13 protein-coding genes are annotated in these 16,655 nt (G+C 40.5%); 12 read left to right on the forward strand and 1 reads right to left on the reverse strand.

The features are described from left to right. Nucleotides 1–283 precede the first annotated feature (283 nt). The 8 genes from OW255_RS06650 to OW255_RS06685 all read left to right on the forward strand — a co-directional run bounded on the left by OW255_RS06650 (nt 284) and on the right by OW255_RS06685 (nt 11,116). Nucleotides 284–460, forward strand: coding sequence for a hypothetical protein (locus OW255_RS06650; protein WP_268116079.1), 177 nt, complete (start codon nt 284–286; stop codon nt 458–460). Between the two features lie 507 nt (nt 461–967). Next, nucleotides 968–2,002 (forward strand): hypothetical protein, encoded by a 1,035-nt coding sequence (locus OW255_RS06655; RefSeq protein WP_268116080.1) that lies wholly within the window; start codon nt 968–970, stop codon nt 2,000–2,002. 1,041 nt (nt 2,003–3,043) lie between these two features. Then, nucleotides 3,044–4,456, forward strand: a complete 1,413-nt coding sequence (gene ltrA, locus OW255_RS06660; protein WP_268116081.1) for a group II intron reverse transcriptase/maturase — start codon at nt 3,044–3,046, stop codon at nt 4,454–4,456. A gap of 673 nt (nt 4,457–5,129) precedes the next feature. Next, nucleotides 5,130–5,624: a MarR family winged helix-turn-helix transcriptional regulator gene (locus tag OW255_RS06665; protein WP_024836703.1), complete on the forward strand. Its 495-nt coding sequence runs from the start codon at nt 5,130–5,132 to the stop codon at nt 5,622–5,624. Between the two features lie 24 nt (nt 5,625–5,648). After that, a complete protein-coding gene (locus tag OW255_RS06670) occupies nt 5,649–7,379 on the forward strand; it encodes an ABC transporter ATP-binding protein (RefSeq protein ID WP_331485813.1) in 1,731 nt (576 codons plus the stop codon). Beyond that, a complete protein-coding gene (locus tag OW255_RS06675; protein ID WP_024836701.1) occupies nt 7,376–9,217 on the forward strand; it encodes an ABC transporter ATP-binding protein in 1,842 nt (613 codons plus the stop codon). The genes OW255_RS06670 and OW255_RS06675 overlap by 4 nt, the downstream gene beginning before the upstream one ends. Nucleotides 9,218–9,231: 14 nt before the next feature. After that, nucleotides 9,232–9,912, forward strand: a complete 681-nt coding sequence (locus tag OW255_RS06680; protein ID WP_024836700.1) for an efflux RND transporter periplasmic adaptor subunit — start codon at nt 9,232–9,234, stop codon at nt 9,910–9,912. A 22-nt stretch (nt 9,913–9,934) separates the two neighbouring features. Next, complete coding sequence (locus tag OW255_RS06685; RefSeq protein WP_024836699.1) at nt 9,935–11,116, forward strand: efflux RND transporter periplasmic adaptor subunit; 1,182 nt, start codon at nt 9,935–9,937, stop codon at nt 11,114–11,116. Between the two features lie 323 nt (nt 11,117–11,439). On the opposite strand, the gene OW255_RS06690 is transcribed toward OW255_RS06685, so the two are convergent. Further along, nucleotides 11,440–12,369: a ketopantoate reductase family protein gene (locus OW255_RS06690; RefSeq protein ID WP_024836698.1), complete on the reverse strand. Its 930-nt coding sequence runs from the start codon at nt 12,367–12,369 to the stop codon at nt 11,440–11,442. A 158-nt stretch (nt 12,370–12,527) separates the two neighbouring features. On the opposite strand from OW255_RS06690, the gene OW255_RS06695 reads away from it, so the two are divergent. The 4 genes from OW255_RS06695 to bcp all read left to right on the forward strand — a co-directional run bounded on the left by OW255_RS06695 (nt 12,528) and on the right by bcp (nt 16,654). Beyond that, a complete protein-coding gene (locus OW255_RS06695; RefSeq protein WP_024836697.1) occupies nt 12,528–13,094 on the forward strand; it encodes a TetR/AcrR family transcriptional regulator in 567 nt (188 codons plus the stop codon). A gap of 370 nt (nt 13,095–13,464) precedes the next feature. Further along, nucleotides 13,465–15,423, forward strand: a complete 1,959-nt coding sequence (locus OW255_RS06705; protein WP_081752318.1) for a glycoside hydrolase family 9 protein — start codon at nt 13,465–13,467, stop codon at nt 15,421–15,423. 327 nt (nt 15,424–15,750) lie between these two features. Then, nucleotides 15,751–16,161, forward strand: a complete 411-nt coding sequence (locus OW255_RS06710; RefSeq protein ID WP_268116082.1) for a peptide deformylase — start codon at nt 15,751–15,753, stop codon at nt 16,159–16,161. A gap of 40 nt (nt 16,162–16,201) precedes the next feature. Beyond that, nucleotides 16,202–16,654, forward strand: a complete 453-nt coding sequence (gene bcp / locus OW255_RS06715; RefSeq protein ID WP_268116083.1) for a thioredoxin-dependent thiol peroxidase — start codon at nt 16,202–16,204, stop codon at nt 16,652–16,654. Nucleotide 16,655 lies beyond the last annotated feature (1 nt).

Raw genomic sequence — 16,655 nt, forward strand, 5'->3', positions numbered from 1 at the left:
TTGTAAATACTTTATGCATTTCTCTATCGCTTTTTTCAGCTCATCATAGCTATAGTAAACTACTCCATAGTACATTTCTTGTTTTTCTAATTAAGCTATATGAAAAAGTATTATTAAAATAACATTGTAATTATTATATATTACTATAATTGATTTTATATGTAAAATAATTCAAATTAAATTAATTATAATTTGAGAGGCTAGTAACAGTCTATTATAGACTTAGTTACAAGCGTTTTTTATTTATATATCAATAAAAATATTAAGTAAGGAGGTGAAAACTATGTCAAGTAGTATTTTCATTATTACTGATTTTAAAATTATCTTTGAGATTGACAACAACGGAGATAACATGAAGAGATTCATAGAGAAAGTAATTAAGCAAGGCACTAAAATACATCAAGAACTTAAGAAAGACTGTATTGAGTTAGAATACATCTATAACTGTTATATAATATAATAAATTGTCTAAACATCTTTCTCCAGCGATTATGATATGGTATAATTTTACATATACTAAATTTATGGGGGACTGGTGATGTGTCTATGAAAGGTAACATCGGTTAAAGTAGTGGAGAGTAAAGAATTATCTGTAGATACAAGTTCAGGAAGTTTGGCTTATAAAAGACTTGATATGCAAGTTAGTTAAACGTTACATATGGCTATATATGGGGAATTAATGCAACTTGAGAGTAATAAAACTCAGTCATTTCAATATAATGGACAAGATGGTGTCATCCATGATACTAATGATTTATATTATATGCGAGCCATGTATTATCATACAGGTATAAAAGGTCGAATATAGAGTACAAAGTACCAGCGTTTAATCTTTTTTGTACATTTTTAAAATATTTATAAAAATAATAATTATTTACATAAATCAGCACAATAAACAATTTGGCTATGAATTTTCCTATATATGGTTCATCAGAATGATAAAAAGAATAGAACAGGAGTGTTTAAAATGAAAAAACGTAGTTTATCAACCATCATGATAGTTTCTTTACTTCTAAGCAGTTCAGGAACACAGATGGCATTGGCAGAATCAGTTACAGATCAACAAGCCACCACTGAAGCAAGTGAGAGTGTTAAAACTCAAGCTGAATTTTTAAAAATGTTAATTTTATCACAGAAAGTAACGGTTAATTCTACCGATCAAGTTCAAGCGTGGTATAGCCCATATATTACGGTTGCAGAAAATAAAGGAATTGTTAAATCTGGAGAGAATAAGGCTGAACAATGGACAGGGCCAATCACACGTCAAGAAATGGCTAAAATGGCGGTTGAAAGCCAAGGAGAAAAGCTCCCTATTGACGATAAAGAATCATCAACAGCAGAACAAGTAAAAAATGCACCCAAAGATCCATGGGGAAGAGCAATTAGAACAACTAATTTGCCTGAAAACTATAAGGATTTCCCTTATATATTAGCCGATGCGCCTAATGAGTTATATGATTTGAAGCACGAATACAAGAGCTATAATTCAAACCTAACGCCAGTTCAGTTTTTAGATATAGACGGCTATAAAAAGGAAGACATTGATAAATGGGCTGAATATGTAGAGCAATTCGTTTATCAGATAGTAAATGTAGACTATACAACACTAGATGAACAGTGGGGAAACAAATTGACTTCTGTGATGAATAAATCAGCTGCACTGGATAAGGATGTAGCTAATTATATTAAAGAAGCAAAAGAGAATAAAGTTAAAATTGTTGGTACTGTAAAGGCAGAACCTTCAATCGTATTTTTGGATGGGCCTAGTTATATGCGTGTACATTTTACATTTAAGGTTACTAGTTTTGATGATTCTAACAAAGCAATATTTTATGAAGACTGGAAAAGTAAGGTGAAGATTGAAAAAAATGTTGAATATGAAGGCTATTCGAATATATCATTAACCACTGCTGTATATGGGGCTGTTGGAGATTTATCTTATGCTAGAGTAGCAGTACTAGCATCCTTATTTAAGGAAGCAAGCTATAAACCAAAACAATGACAGTAACTAATATATCTTCTAAAAAGGAAGTATTACTGATAAATGAAGATTAAAAAAGCAGTTAAGTAAGCTTAAAACAATGATTGGCCCAAAAGAATGATATTTAAATGGCGCAATTCCTGCCTCTGTTAATCAGAAGAGAGCCAACGTTTCTGTACAACGGTGGTATGGATAATATAGCATACCTGCTGCTCCGTATATTGTAAAAAAGTAATCCAGATGGTTTTATTATGGTTAACTTTAATATTGTATATATTCATGCACCGATGATGAATCAGACAGTGGGAGAAGGAGCAAACAAAGAGAAATATCTAAATCAATGGTTAATGTAACAGAGGCGTGTGGGTTTCATTTCTCACACACCGATAGGAAAAGTGTGTATGGTCACCAAGTCCCAGATCCCCATCACCCTTCCTATGTGCATTGTGATAGCTGGTCACGTCTAAGAAAGATCATCCATGCTGCCTTAGAAAAGGGACATCACCTCATCGGTGTGCTTAAAAACAAACGAATCTTGTATCCGCAGAGAGATATTAACAATACTCAGACATAGCAGGATACGAAAGATTACTTGCGAGATTAAGATAACTATATATACTTTGAGAACTAAGGAGTACTATAAAAATGGTACTCCTTTTTTGTGTGCGCCTTGCGGCGCACGTTTCTAATGGGTGAAAGTCCCTAATCCGCCCTAGTAGTGGGAAGGATACAGCCAAGACCAAGGGTGTCCACCGTGAGGTGGAATCTGAAGGAAGGTGGAGGCAAATCTCTGATCTGACGAACAGAAACCACATCAGGCTATGGTTAAGGATAAAGTTGCACAACAAACTGAAGTCCAATAACTACTCGGAATTAACTGTAGTAAATGTGGCAGATAGATGGAGAGAAAGAAATGTGTGGTACCAAGGGAGGTCTTGTCAGCAAGCGAAAACAGAGTATGAAACTTGTAGTAATAACGAATGGCAAGAAGTCAGCAGAGGTCATAGTACCAAGATGGTTGCAAGCATAATGGGAAGGACTGAACTTTAGGAGATACAAGCAATGAATGTAACTGAAGGTAGATTTAAGAACAGACAACTTCATATGGAAGACTATCTGCAAATGGTATCTGCAGAACAGAAAGAGAATGCAGAAGTGTTCGACTACTCTAAGATTACTGAAAAGAGCGGTATCATCACAGACTATTGGACGAACAATCTTTTGGATTTGATTTTGCGGAAAGATAACCTTAATAAGGCATATAAACAAGTGAAATCAAATAAGGGAGCAGGGGGAATTGATGGAATGCAGGTAGATGAACTTCTACCCTACTTAAGAGAAAACCAAGACACTCTAATCCAAGAGATAAGGACAGGGAAATATAAACCCAATCCAGTTCGACGGGTAGAAATACCCAAAGAAACAAAAGGCGAAGTAAGAAGACTTGGTGTTCCTACGGTAGTTGACCGAGTGATACAGCAGGCAATCACCCAGGAACTGACTCCAATCTACGAAGAGAGATTCTCAGATAACAGTTTTGGATTCCGCCCCAAAAGAGGAGCACATGATGCGCTCAAACAGTGCCAAAAGAATGTAAATGACGGCTATGGATACGTGGTAGATATGGACTTGGAAAAGTTCTTTGACACGGTGTGCCAGAGTAAGCTGATAGAGGTATTGTCAAGAACCATCAAAGATGGCAGGCTGATTTCGTTAATACATAAATATCTCAATGCGGGAGTTATGGCAAAGGGGATATTTGAACGTACAGAAGTGGGAATGCCCCAAGGTGGACCACTTAGTCCGTTGCTTAGCAATGTCATGCTGAATGAGTTGGACAAGGAACTGGAACGCAGAGGACACAGATTCGTCCGCTATGCGGATGACTGTATGATTTTCTGTAAAAGCAGAAAAAGTGCAGAAAGAACCTTAGAAAACATACTCCCATACATCGAAGGAAAATTATTTCTTAAAGTGAATCGGAAGAAAACAGAAGTGGCTCATATCAGCAAGGTAAAATACCTTGGATACAGCTTTTACAGACACAAGGGAAAATGCAGATTAAGAGTACACCCGAAGTCAGTGGAGAAGATGAAAAATAAAATCAGAGAACTGACAGACAGAAAAAATGGCATGAGCAATGCGCAAAGAGAAGAAAAGTATCAACAGTTTGTGAGAGGTTGGGTGAACTACTTCAAACTTGCAGACATAAAAGCACTTCTCAAAGTGATAGATAAGTGGGCAAGACGAAGAATAAGGGCAGTCTACTGGAAACAGTGGAAGAAAATCAAGACGAAATACAGAATGCTCAAAGCATTAGGCTGTGAACATTGGAGAGCCAAGGAACTTGCATGTAGCAGAAAAGGTTATTGGAGAATGGCCAAGGTGCTAAACCAAATCTTTTCAAATAAAATAATAGCCAAGCTGGGATATACCTCCATGCTTGACTATTATTCAATAGTTTATGAAAACTAAGGAACCGCCTAGTACCGAACGGTATGCTAGGTGGTGTGGGAGGTCGGTAGATAAAATAATTATCTACCTCCTACCCGATTACAGGAAAGTACTTCTGACGATGTCATTAAAAACATAAAGGCCTTCTTCAAATTTGTAATCATCAAGGTCGTCATTTTTGATAAAGATGTAATACATATCTAGTAAATTAAAGTCTGTCATGTTCCATACAAGTTTTGCAGTCATTCCTTCCGTAGGATTTGGATATAGTTTTGCCTGAGCGCCACTATAAGTTATGGCATAAAAGTAGAACCTATTTTTATCTTTATGGTATATATAATTTCGGTTTTGTTAAAAGACGAGCTAAGACATACGATTCATTCATTTAAAAGAGGCAAGGCTGTCCAAACGTGTAAACCAAGCAGATAAAGTCGGGGAAAAGTTTTTGGATTTGTTTATGTTATAGAACACGAGAAGGACCAAATTGCCACAGCCTGAAAGAGGAAGTCAAGGAGAGAACGACCATCTAAAGAGAGGTGGCGGAGTTGGAGTGTCAAAAACAATTTTTAATACTGACGCTATAAATAAAAAAAGGAAAAAAATATTTATTGACACAGGAACTAGAGAAGAGTAAAATCATGAACGTTGATAAATGTTAACGATGTTAATAATTAAAAGGGGATAAAAATTTTTAATGGATGAAAAAGAGAAGTACATAAAAAAAGTAAAAACCCAACTGGCAGTTATGATGGGCAAAGGGAGAAAGGTTGATAAAATCCTGCTGTCCCAGGGGCTAACCCGCCTTGAGCTGTTTGCGATTCAGCAGATTTATGAAGCGACAAACGGAGATAAGGAACACAAAGGCATCTATGTATCGGCACTGGCTAAAAAAATGGATATTGTCTTATCCTCAGCATCACGGACTTTGAATTCTCTGGAAAAGCGAGGACTGATATCCAGGGAGATTGATCCTGACAACAGAAGAAACATCTGTGTCATGCTTACGGAAAAAGGATATTCAGTAAGGAAGCAGTGTCTGGAAAAGGTGAATCTGATGGTAGGAAGAGTCGTGGAAGGCATGGGAATAGAAGATATGGAACAGCTGATTAAATTGTGGAACCGATTTATTGATCAAATGGAAAACGCAGTGAATGATATGACGGAAGAAATTGATGAACCTACAGATTGATGAGACAGAAAAGAGGGAACTGACTTGAATGTATTTTTCAGATATTTCAAACCCCATTTGATATCTTTAGCAGCGGTCATGCTGCTGCTGTTCGGGCAGGCTGCTTGTGATTTATCGCTTCCAGATTATATGTCTGATATCGTAAACAAAGGTATCACATCGGGAGACACGATGTACATAGTCAAAGCCGGAGTTCAAATGATGGGGATTGCCTTTTTAAGCGCGTTCTGCACCGTAATTGTGGGATTGATCGGTGCGAGAATGGCAGCGGGTATCTGCCGGAATCTACGGCAGGATGTATTTACAAGAATTGAGAGCTTTTCCAGTGCGGAGATGGAGAAGTATTCCACTTCCTCATTAATAACCAGAACCACGAATGATATTACCCAGATCCAGCAGCTGATTGTTATGCTGGTCCGAATCGTGTTTTATGCGCCCATTCTTGGAGTCGGCGGGGTCATTCATGCCCTGGAAAAGGATAAATCCATGTCGTGGATTATCGCCTTATCCGTGGGATTGCTGTTAGTAATGATTATTTCCATGATGATGGTGGTTATGCCCAGATTCCAGTATGTGCAAAAGTTAATCGACCGGTTAAACCTTGTAGTCAGGGAAAGCCTTGACGGAACTCTGGTCATTCGTGCATTTAATACTCAGAGATTCGAGGAAAAGCGGTTTGATAAGGTGAATGCCAGACTGACAGAAACAAATTTATTTGTCAACAGGATTACATCCGGTATGATGCCTGCCATGATGCTTATCATGAATCTGACTAATTTATTAATTGTCTGGGTGGGATCAAAAGCAGTATCCAGCTTTAAAATGGAAGTAGGAGATATGATGGCATATATGCAGTATGCCATGCAGATTATTATGGCCTTTTTGATGATGGCAATGATGTTTATCATGATTCCAAGAGCCATTGTATCCATAAAGAGAGTGGTTGAGATACTGACTACGGAGTCAACCATTAAAGAACCTGAAAAAGCTGCTGTCATTTCAGAGTCGCCAAAAGGAACCGTGGAATACCGGGGAGTGTCCTTTCGCTACCCCGATGCCGATGAAGCGGTTCTTCACGATATTACGTTTACGGCACTGCCGGGACAAACAACAGCTTTTATCGGCGCGACCGGAAGCGGAAAAAGCACACTGGTCAATTTGCTGCCCCGTTTTTACGATGTGACGGAGGGAGAAATCTTAATTGATGGTATTGATATCAGAAAATGGACGTTAAAAAAGCTGAGAGATATGATTGGTTTTGTGCCTCAGAAGGGAATCTTATTTTCCGGTACAATTGAGAGCAATTTAAAATATGGTGACAGAGAGGCTGGCAAAGAAGTAGTGGAGGAAGCCGCCAAAACGGCTCAGGCGGAAGAATTCATCGATTCCAAGCCGGAGGGCTTTTTGACAGAGATTGCTCAGGGAGGTCAGAACGTATCGGGCGGTCAGAAGCAGCGTCTTTCCATTGCAAGGGCACTGGTTAAAAAAGCACCGGTCAATGTATTTGATGATAGCTTCTCCGCTCTGGATTTTAAGACAGATGCAAAGCTTCGTGCTGCGCTGAAAGATAAGACAAAAGACAGCGTTACCATTTTAGTAGCCCAGAGAATCAGCACCATCATGAATGCGGATCAGATTATTGTTTTGGATCAGGGCAAAATTGCCGGAAGAGGGACTCACCAGGAACTGATGAAAGCCTGTGAAATATACCGGGAAATCGCGCTGTCACAGCTGAGTGAGGAGGAACTGAAATGAGTGAAGAAAAATCCTCAGGCGGACCGATCGGTCGGGGCGGCGGACTTGGACAGAAGTCTGAAAAAGCTAAGAATTTTAAAGGCACCATGCTCCACCTTGCCGGTTATTTAAAGCATTATAAAATTTCTGTCATTGTTGTAATCTTGTTTGCATGCTGTTCCTCTGTATTTTCCATTGTTGGACCGAAGGTATTAGGAAAAGCCACCACCAAGCTTTTTGAAGGCTTGATGGCATGGGCCATGGGAACTGGATTGCTAACGGATTTTCGCTATATTAGAAACCGGCTTCTGCTTTTAGTTGTCCTGTATCTTGTATCGGCTATCTTTTCCTATCTGCAAAGTTACATTATGTCAGGGGTGAGTATGAAGATCACCTATGAACTGAGAAAAAACATATCGGAGAAGATGAACCGCCTTCCGTTAAATTATTATGATACCAGAACTCACGGGGAGATACTTTCAAGAATTACCAACGATGTGGATACGGTAAGTCAGACATTAAATCAGAGTCTGACCCAGATGATTACATCGGTGACCACCTTAATCGGTATTATAGCTATGATGCTTTCCATCAGCATACGAATGACTCTGGTGGCAGTTTTCGTTCTGCTTGTTTCCATGGGCTTAATCGCCACAGTAGTGAAAAAGTCACAGAAATATTTCACCCAGCAGCAGAAAAGTCTGGGGAACTTAAACGGTCACATTGAAGAAATATATGCAGGTCACAACGTCGTGCAGATTTTTAACGGTGAGAAAGAAGCCATTGAAAAATTCCAGCTGATCAACGATAAACTCTATGGATCTGCGTGGAAATCCCAGTTTTTATCCGGAATGATGATGCCAATTATGTCTTTCGTGGGCAACCTCGGATTTGTATGTGTTTGTCTGTTAGGAGGATATTTAACGGTGAAAAAGGCGATTGAGATCGGTGACGTTCAGGCATTTATCCAGTACATGAGATCATTCATGCAGCCAATTTCTCAGATCGCCAACGTTTCCAATACCCTGCAGTCAACAGCTGCGGCAGCAGAGCGTGTATTTGAATTCTTAGATGAAGAGGATGAAGTCAGGGAGACAGAAAGTCCCATTGTATTGACTGAGGTTCATGGAAATGTGGAATTTAAAAATGTCTGTTTTGGTTATCAGCCAGATACCATGATTATCAATCATTTTTCTTCCAACGTGGAGGCAGGACAGATGGTTGCGATTGTAGGTCCTACAGGAGCTGGAAAAACTACCATAGTCAAGCTTCTGATGCGTTTTTATGAGCTTAATTCCGGACAGATTCTGATTGATGGGCATGATAGTCTTACATTTACAAGAAGGGATTTACGTGCTATGTTCGGCATGGTGCTTCAGGATACCTGGCTTTATAACGCCACGGTTATGGATAACATCCGCTACGGTAATTTTGATAAGACGGATGAAGAGGTGATAGCGGCGGCAAAAGCGGCTCATTGCGATGAATTTATACGAACTCTGCCGGGAGGTTACCATATGGTGATTAATGAAGAATCCAGTAATTTATCCCAGGGACAGAAACAGCTGTTAACAATTGCAAGAACCATTCTGGCAGATCCCAAAATCCTGATTCTTGATGAAGCAACCAGTTCCATTGATACAAGGACCGAGGTCTTTATACAAAAAGCCATGGATAAGTTAATGAAAAACAGAACCAGCTTTGTCATCGCCCATCGTCTTTCTACTATCCGGGACGCGGATATGATTCTGGTCATGAAGGATGGCGATATCATTGAACAGGGTAATCACGAAACATTGCTTGAAAAGAAAGGATTCTATTCCGATCTCTATCACAGCCAGTTTGCAGAACAATCATAGCGGAGGATAATGATATGCAGGAAAACGAACACATCAATATTGAAGATCAGGAGATCAGCAAGGGAACGGGGAAACTGAAAAAAGTACTCATTCCCCTTTTGCTGGCAGTTATTTTTTTGGGAGCAGCCACCGCAGGATATTTCTATTATGTGAGCACGAACTATTTTAAAACGGACAATGCCAGAGTAACAGCAAAGCTGTATTCGGTAAAAGCCGTAGCAAATGGAAAGCTTTTATCCTGGGAAGTAGAAAATGGAGATCTGGTGGAACAGGACCAGGTGCTAGGACGTCAGGAAACCCTTCCTTATATTACATCACCAATAACCGGAACCGTAGTGAAAAATGAGGGAGCTGCCAATCAGGCAGTTGCCATGGGTACAGAACTGGCAGTTGTGGCGGATACCTCCGATCTTTATATCGGGGTAAACGTGGAAGAGACAGATATCATGAAAATAAAGCTGGGACAGAAAGTGGATATTAAACTGGATGCCTATCCAGGAAAACTGTTTAAGGGGCAGGTAATTGAGATCGATCCCGCAACCCAGACCTATTTTTCAGGAGGAACCAGTTTTACCACCAGTGGAGACTATACAAAGGTAACACAGCTGATACCGATTAAGGTAGCGATTGAAAATCAGCAGAATCTTCCTCTTGTTTTTGGAATGAATGCTTCTGTGAAAGTTCATTTAAAATAATAGTCTGAGAAGGAGAAAACGGATGAAGAAGATAGCAGCAGTTTTAATGGTAACAACAATACTTTCGTCGGCTCTTTTTGGCTGTGCGGGAGCTGGAAAACAGACAGAAGTAACGGTTGCTGCAGCGAAAGAAGGAAAAGATTTATCCGCCATGGTATGGCAGGGAACGGTAGAGGCATTAAGCAGCGTTGATATTATTCCCGTTGCAAGCGGTAAGGTGACCAATATCTTAGCCAAGGAAGGCGATCATGTAGAAGCAGGTGCTCCCTTATTTCAGATAGACAATCAGGATGCCAGCCTGCAGTTAGAGCAGGCAAAGGCAGGCCGCCAGGCAGCCCAGGCTACTTATGACAGTGCACAAAAGGCAAATCAGTTAAACACAGTGGTAAAGCCTGCCCAGATCAGCTTCACCACGGCAAGTGACAATTTTAACCGGATTAAAGTGCTTTATGAAAGCGGTGATGTATCCCAGGCAGATTATGAGGCGGCTAAGGCCCAGATGGATGTGGCCCAGGTTCAGCTGCAGGCAGCTCAGAACAGTCAGACCACAAGCTGTGAGGTGGCAAAGGCTCAGCTTGAAAGTGCTGTAGCAGCTCTTAATATTGCCCAGAAAAGATACGATGACTGTATGGTAGTATCCCCTATCAAAGGTCTGGTGACAAAAATAAGTGTGGAAGCAGGTCAGACGGTTTCTCCCCAGATAAAAGCGGCCACTGTTATTGATGACAGCGGTAAAAAAGTTAAGATCAAGGTGGCTGACATGGATATAGACCAGATTAAAATCGGAACAGAAGTAGAAGTAAATCTTCAGACGCTTGGGGAAAATTTAAAGGGCAGTATAAACGATATTTCTGCAGTCAGTGATTCCAGTACCGGAATGTTTCTTGTGACGGTCTCTCTGGGAGAGGAAAGTACAAACAACGCAATCGGACTCATGGCGGATATCAGACTTGTTGGCAATAAGGGGGAGAATTCAGTCTATATTCCGGCAAAGTCCGTTCAGTCCGATGATTCAGGGGAATATGTTTATCGGGTATCTGAGAGCAGCGTTGTGAAAACACCTGTCACACTGGGAAAGAAAAAGAATGCTTATATTGAAGTGGCAAATGGACTTTCAACTGGTGACCTGGTTGTTTTGCAAAGCAGTAAACCATTGACAGATGGAGAAAAAGTCAGTATATTGACTGTGAAACAGCAGGGTTAAATAGAAAAAGGTTTATTAAATATATGAAGGAAGTAATGAACGCAGTCACTGCCGATATTTACCGGCGGAAACTGCGTTTATTTGTCGTATAAGATTTTTGATTTTTCTTTCCAAAGTCGTATGAATCTTTGGATTTGGCGTTTGCTCTCGTTTTCAGGACTTTTTGCTACAGGGTTTTATAAGCTATGCTCTTTTATCCACTCAATCACATCACTTTGTTCCTCTCTTGAGATGCGGTGTTCAATCGGATAGGTATGGAATTAAGACCGCAGACAAACCCAGCATGTCGCTCCGACCAATTGCTGGAATACAAAAGGCTGGAGTCAATTCGTAATCAAGCTTTCTACTTCGCTAAGCCGTGGTGTTTTTATTCCGTACTTTCTGGCATCTGTAATAACTTCCTGTACGGCATAGCCAACTTTAAAATGGTTATGCGCAACAAGTGAATAGGATATGCCTTTTGGAGAGAACACAACGTGACTCATAAGAAGTCCAACAATTCTCGGCGGCAGACCACTCAACACCTTTGCCATAACATCAAGTTTTGAGCCCCTTGCTTTTAAAACAGGAATCATTTCTTTCATGTTCCGGCCTATTCCTTCGAGTGCTTCGCGCGAAGAAATCACCTCCTTAAAACTTCCGCTTTTTAATACTTCGGTTTCCATTGCAGCGTTTAATGCGAAGTGATTCCAGAGCCAGCTTTTTACATCTTTTTGAACCATCACCTTAAAGCCTGTCTGAGCAAAAAGCTTGCGAACCTCTAAATCCCTATTGGTAGGCTCGGATTCCAATGTTCCAAATTGAACCGTCTTGTAAAGCCCCCCGTAAAGAGTGTTTCCTTCAAAACCGCCGCCTGCACCGGGAAAGCCATAAACGATTTGACCGGGCGGAAGCGGCTGAACAGCCAATTTAGGGTCTTGCCAGAAGTTGCTGAAAAAAAGAACTGTTGCGTTTCCTGTGCGTGGTGCCAGGTACTTCACCGCACTGGATATCTGTTCGGGGTTGACACTCATAAAAATGAGGTCGTAGTCGTGATTTTCCTTTATCTCTTCCAGCATGACAATCGGCCATTTTTCTTTGACCATCCGGTCTTTTTTACTTTGCCTTGCATCCCATAGTTCTAGATTTACATAAGAACCGTATTGTGCCTTCCTGCCTTCACGAACATAGAACTCAACGGTGTGGCCAGCTTTTTCAAACGCCCAGGCATATTGGGTTCCAATGACACCGCGCCCAAAGAATAGTATTTTCATAAAAATCCCTCCATAATAATCATGTGTTGACTTTTCGACATCTGTTTGATATTCTGAGTATACTGATTGGTGGTGAGAATTTCAATAGTTACAATTGTTCCAACTGTTGATAACTCAACACATTACGCTAATTTGTTGATTATAGGGAGGAGAACCATGTGGATAGAAGAATAAAGAAAACAAGGCAGTTAATTATGGATACCTTCATCGACTTGTTGGCCGAAAAGGGATTTGAGAAAATAACCATTAATGATATAGCAGAACGCGCAGATATAAACCGTGGGACTGTTTATCTGCATTACGTAGATAAATTCGACTTACTGGACAAGTGCATTGAAAAATATGTTGAGTTGCTGCTAAATCATTGTGCCAATAGTACGGATTCCACTCTAAGTGCAAGTGCATTGCAAAGTATATTTGAATATATAGAAGAAAATTTCACAATTTACAAGTTGCTTCTTAATAATGAGAAATTTGGATTTTTCCGTAGCCGCTTATATTCCTTAATTGAGCAAACCGTAACCCAGGTTATGGGGGGAAAGTCAGAAAATAAAGCATTCTCCAATGGTGTCGCCTCTCATTTTTTGGCTTCCGGGTTCATTGGAGTATTGGAATGGTGGATTAATCATTCCATGCCTTGCAATGTACAGGAAATTACAGAGCAACTTATGTCTATGCTTGAACCATATACCAAGCATCTTGTATCAACTGATGAAAGCACTTGATCAGTATATACGCGTATCCCAATGATTATCAAGTCATAAGAATCAAAGCAATCGATACTTTCTGTTTAAATCAGATGGCCGAATTATTTCATAGAGATAAGTCTACTATCTCTCTTCATATAAAAAATGTTTATAATGAGGGTGAATTTACTTGAGATGAAGTTGTTGCAAAATATTGCGACAGCTTCGTTTTTTTGATTGTTTCATTCGGTGAAAAAATAAAGGTATTTAATAATGACTATAAATTGGTTTACAAAATAACTTTTTATTTCTTTATATAGTTTATAACTGGAACAAATATAAATCGCCGGCAACATATTAATTCAGTTATATCCTAACTAAATGTTAAAATCTAAAGGAGGAAATAAAAATGAATGTTAATTCTTCAGGAAAAACTTTTACTAAGGAACATGAAAATATGGGTGGAAATCCCGACTTAACAGGGCTTGAATCAGCAAATTCTGTAAAAGCGCAGTCGAATTATAATTACGGAGAAGCTTTACAAAAGGCAATCATGTTTTATGAATTCCAGCGCTCAGGGAAACTTCCAAAAACCATCCGGAATAACTGGAGAGGGGATTCCGGTCTGACTGACGGAGCAGACGCCGGAATCGATCTGACCGGCGGTTGGTACGATGCAGGTGATCATCCGAAATTCAATCTGCCGCTGGCCTACACGGCTGCTATGTTAGCATGGAGTGTCTATGAATCAAGGGACGCCTTAAAACAGAGCGGTCAGCTTGATTATCTACTGGAGGAAATTAAGTGGGCAACCGACTATCTGATAAAATGCCATCCATCAGCCAATGTATTCTACTACCAGGTAGGTGATGGCAATATTGACCATTCCTGGTGGGGACCTGCCGAGGTTATGCAGATGGTACGCCCATCCTTTAAGGTAGATTTATCAAGGCCAGGTTCTTCCGTAGTCGCTGGGTCAGCCGCAGCTTTAGCAGCCGCAGGTGCTGTATTTGCAGAGAGTAACCCGGCTTATGCCGCAGAATGTATCCGTCATGCCAAAGAGCTCTTTGCTTTTGCAGACAGCACAAAGAGTGATGCAGGTTATACTGCAGCCAATGGTTTTTATACTTCCTTCAGCGGCTTTTATGATGAGCTTAGCTGGGCAGGTACCTGGCTGTATCTTGCAACAGGTGAAGCTACTTATCTGAATAAAGCTGAATCTTATGTGGGAAACTGGGGAACGCAGGGACAGTCGAATGCCATTGCATACAAATGGGCTCATAACTGGGATGATGTACATTATGGTACAGCTATCCTTCTTGCCAGAATAACAAACAAAGCAATCTATAAGACAGCAACAGAAATGCATTTGGATTACTGGAGCACCGGCTATAACGGAGACCGCATCTCCTATACACCAAAAGGTCTTGCCTGGCTGGATTCCTGGGGAGCTTTGCGTTATGCAACCACCACAGCCTTCTTAGCAAGTGTTTATGCAGACTGGTCCGGCTGTACCGCTTCCAAGGTTTCTACTTATAACACCTTTGCAAAGCAGCAGGTGGATTATGCACTGGGCAGCGCAGGACACAGTTTTGTGGTTGGCTTCGGTGAGAATCCTCCGAAGAGACCTCATCACAGAACGGCTCACAGTTCCTGGGCTGACAGTCAATCCGTTCCCAATTATCACAGACATACCATCTACGGTGCTTTAGTTGGCGGTCCCGGAAGAGATGACAGCTACACCGATGATATCGGTAATTATGTAAATAATGAAATTGCCTGCGATTACAATGCAGGATTTGTAGGTGCCCTTGCTAAATTATATGGCAAGTACGGCGGAACGCCCATTGCTGATTTTAAAGCAATCGAGCCGGTAACCAATGATGAGTTCTTTGTTGAAGCTGGAATCAATGCCTCTGGTAGTAATTTTATTGAAATAAAGGCACTACTAAACAACCGTTCCGGCTGGCCTGCTAAAATGGGAGATAAGCTGTCCTTTAAATACTTCATCGATATTTCCGAAGCGGCAAAGTTGGGATATAAAGCTTCTGATTTTACGGTAACGACCAATTACAATAACGGAGCTGTGGTATCCAAATTACTGCCCTGGAATGAAGCAGCCAACATCTATTATGTAAGTGCAGATTTTACCGGTACCAAGATTTATCCCGGCGGACAATCTGCTTACAGAAAAGAAGTACAGTTTCGGATTGCAGCACCAGGCGCAGTGACCTGGAACAATGCCAATGATTTCTCCTATAAGGACCTTTCTGGAGTTACTTCCGGAAATACCGTAAAAACCCCATATATTCCGGTATATGATGCAGGAGTAAAGGTATTTGGCTATGAACCCGGCGGTACCGTATAGTTCCCTATAAAAATCGGGCATACGAATTAGAAATAGCAGCCGATAGACATTCTTGGCGTTCTGTTATTCGACTCATTAAATCCCCAAACCAGGTATCAGCGGTTTGGGGATTTTTAATACTCATTTTAGGCAGTACTTTATTTTCAAACATAGATTCAAATCAATAATGAAGTTTTTTTTAATCTTTGAATGTGTTATAATTTGTATGTGAGAATGTACTACGGTGTAGTGAAATAATATCTTTTTATGCCAGGAGAAAGTTGGTCGAAGCCGAGTACCGAAGCAAAAAGTGCATAACTATTTTGAACAAATGAAAGAAGGTCTGTAATGATTAGATCAGTAATGAAGGATGTCATTTTCCTGAATCAGAAGTCAGAACCGGCAACGGAAGCGGACAAGCAGGTGGTTCAGGATTTGCTTGATACTTTAAAAGCGAATGAAGCAGGCTGTGTAGGAATGGCGGCTAATATGATTGGTGTCAGGAAGAGGGTCATAGCAGTGAGTATGGGGTTTGCCAATATTGCCATGATTAATCCAGTGATTGTAAAGAAGTCTGGTGCGTACGAGACAGAAGAAGGCTGTCTTTCTTTAACTGGAGTTCGCAAGACCACCAGATATAAGGATATCGAGGTGGAGTTTCAGGATATAAATTTCAATAAACAGTGCCAGAAGTTTTCCGGATGGATTGCACAGATCATACAACATGAAGTGGACCACTGCGATGGCATAGTGATATAGAAGTATTTTATACTTAACATAAGAATCAGGAGGTCAGATTATGATAGAGACAGGAACAAAAGCACCAGCATTTTCATTGCCGGATCAGAATGGAGTGATGCGTACGTTAGAGGAGTACAAGGGGAAGAAGGTCATTTTATATTTCTATCCAAAGGACAATACTCCGGGCTGTACCAAGCAGGCCTGCAGCTTTGGAGAGCTGTATCCTCAGTTTCAGGAAAAGGGAGCTGTGGTTCTTGGGGTGAGCAAAGACAGCGTAGCATCTCATAAAAGATTTGAGGAAAAGTATGGGCTGCCATTTACATTGCTTTCTGATACGGAGCTTACCTGTATTAAGGCATATGATGTCTGGCAGGAAAAAATGAACTATGGTAAGGTTAGCATGGGAGTGGTTCGAACCACATATCTCATTGATGAAGATGGGGTAATTGTAAAAGCCTTTGGTAAAGTGAAGGCAGAGGAGAATCCGGCACAAATGCTGGAGCAGTTATAGG

Origin of the sequence: Lacrimispora xylanolytica (assembly GCF_026723765.1) — a bacterium.
Lineage (GTDB): Bacteria > Bacillota > Clostridia > Lachnospirales > Lachnospiraceae > Lacrimispora > Lacrimispora xylanolytica.

Excerpts from the sequence above, each read along its gene's own strand:
- OW255_RS06650 (WP_268116079.1), top strand. The coding sequence starts at position 284 with ATGTCAAGTAGTATTTTCATTATTACTGATTTTAAAATTATCTTTGAG.
- OW255_RS06655 (WP_268116080.1), top strand. The coding sequence starts at position 968 with ATGAAAAAACGTAGTTTATCAACCATCATGATAGTTTCTTTACTTCTA.
- ltrA (WP_268116081.1), top strand. The coding sequence starts at position 3,044 with ATGAATGTAACTGAAGGTAGATTTAAGAACAGACAACTTCATATGGAA.
- OW255_RS06665 (WP_024836703.1), top strand. The coding sequence starts at position 5,130 with ATGGATGAAAAAGAGAAGTACATAAAAAAAGTAAAAACCCAACTGGCA.
- OW255_RS06675 (WP_024836701.1), top strand. The coding sequence starts at position 7,376 with ATGAGTGAAGAAAAATCCTCAGGCGGACCGATCGGTCGGGGCGGCGGA.
- OW255_RS06680 (WP_024836700.1), top strand. The coding sequence starts at position 9,232 with ATGCAGGAAAACGAACACATCAATATTGAAGATCAGGAGATCAGCAAG.
- OW255_RS06685 (WP_024836699.1), top strand. The coding sequence starts at position 9,935 with ATGAAGAAGATAGCAGCAGTTTTAATGGTAACAACAATACTTTCGTCG.
- OW255_RS06690 (WP_024836698.1), bottom strand. The coding sequence starts at position 12,369 with ATGAAAATACTATTCTTTGGGCGCGGTGTCATTGGAACCCAATATGCC.
- OW255_RS06705 (WP_081752318.1), top strand. The coding sequence starts at position 13,465 with ATGAATGTTAATTCTTCAGGAAAAACTTTTACTAAGGAACATGAAAAT.
- OW255_RS06710 (WP_268116082.1), top strand. The coding sequence starts at position 15,751 with ATGATTAGATCAGTAATGAAGGATGTCATTTTCCTGAATCAGAAGTCA.
- bcp (WP_268116083.1), top strand. The coding sequence starts at position 16,202 with ATGATAGAGACAGGAACAAAAGCACCAGCATTTTCATTGCCGGATCAG.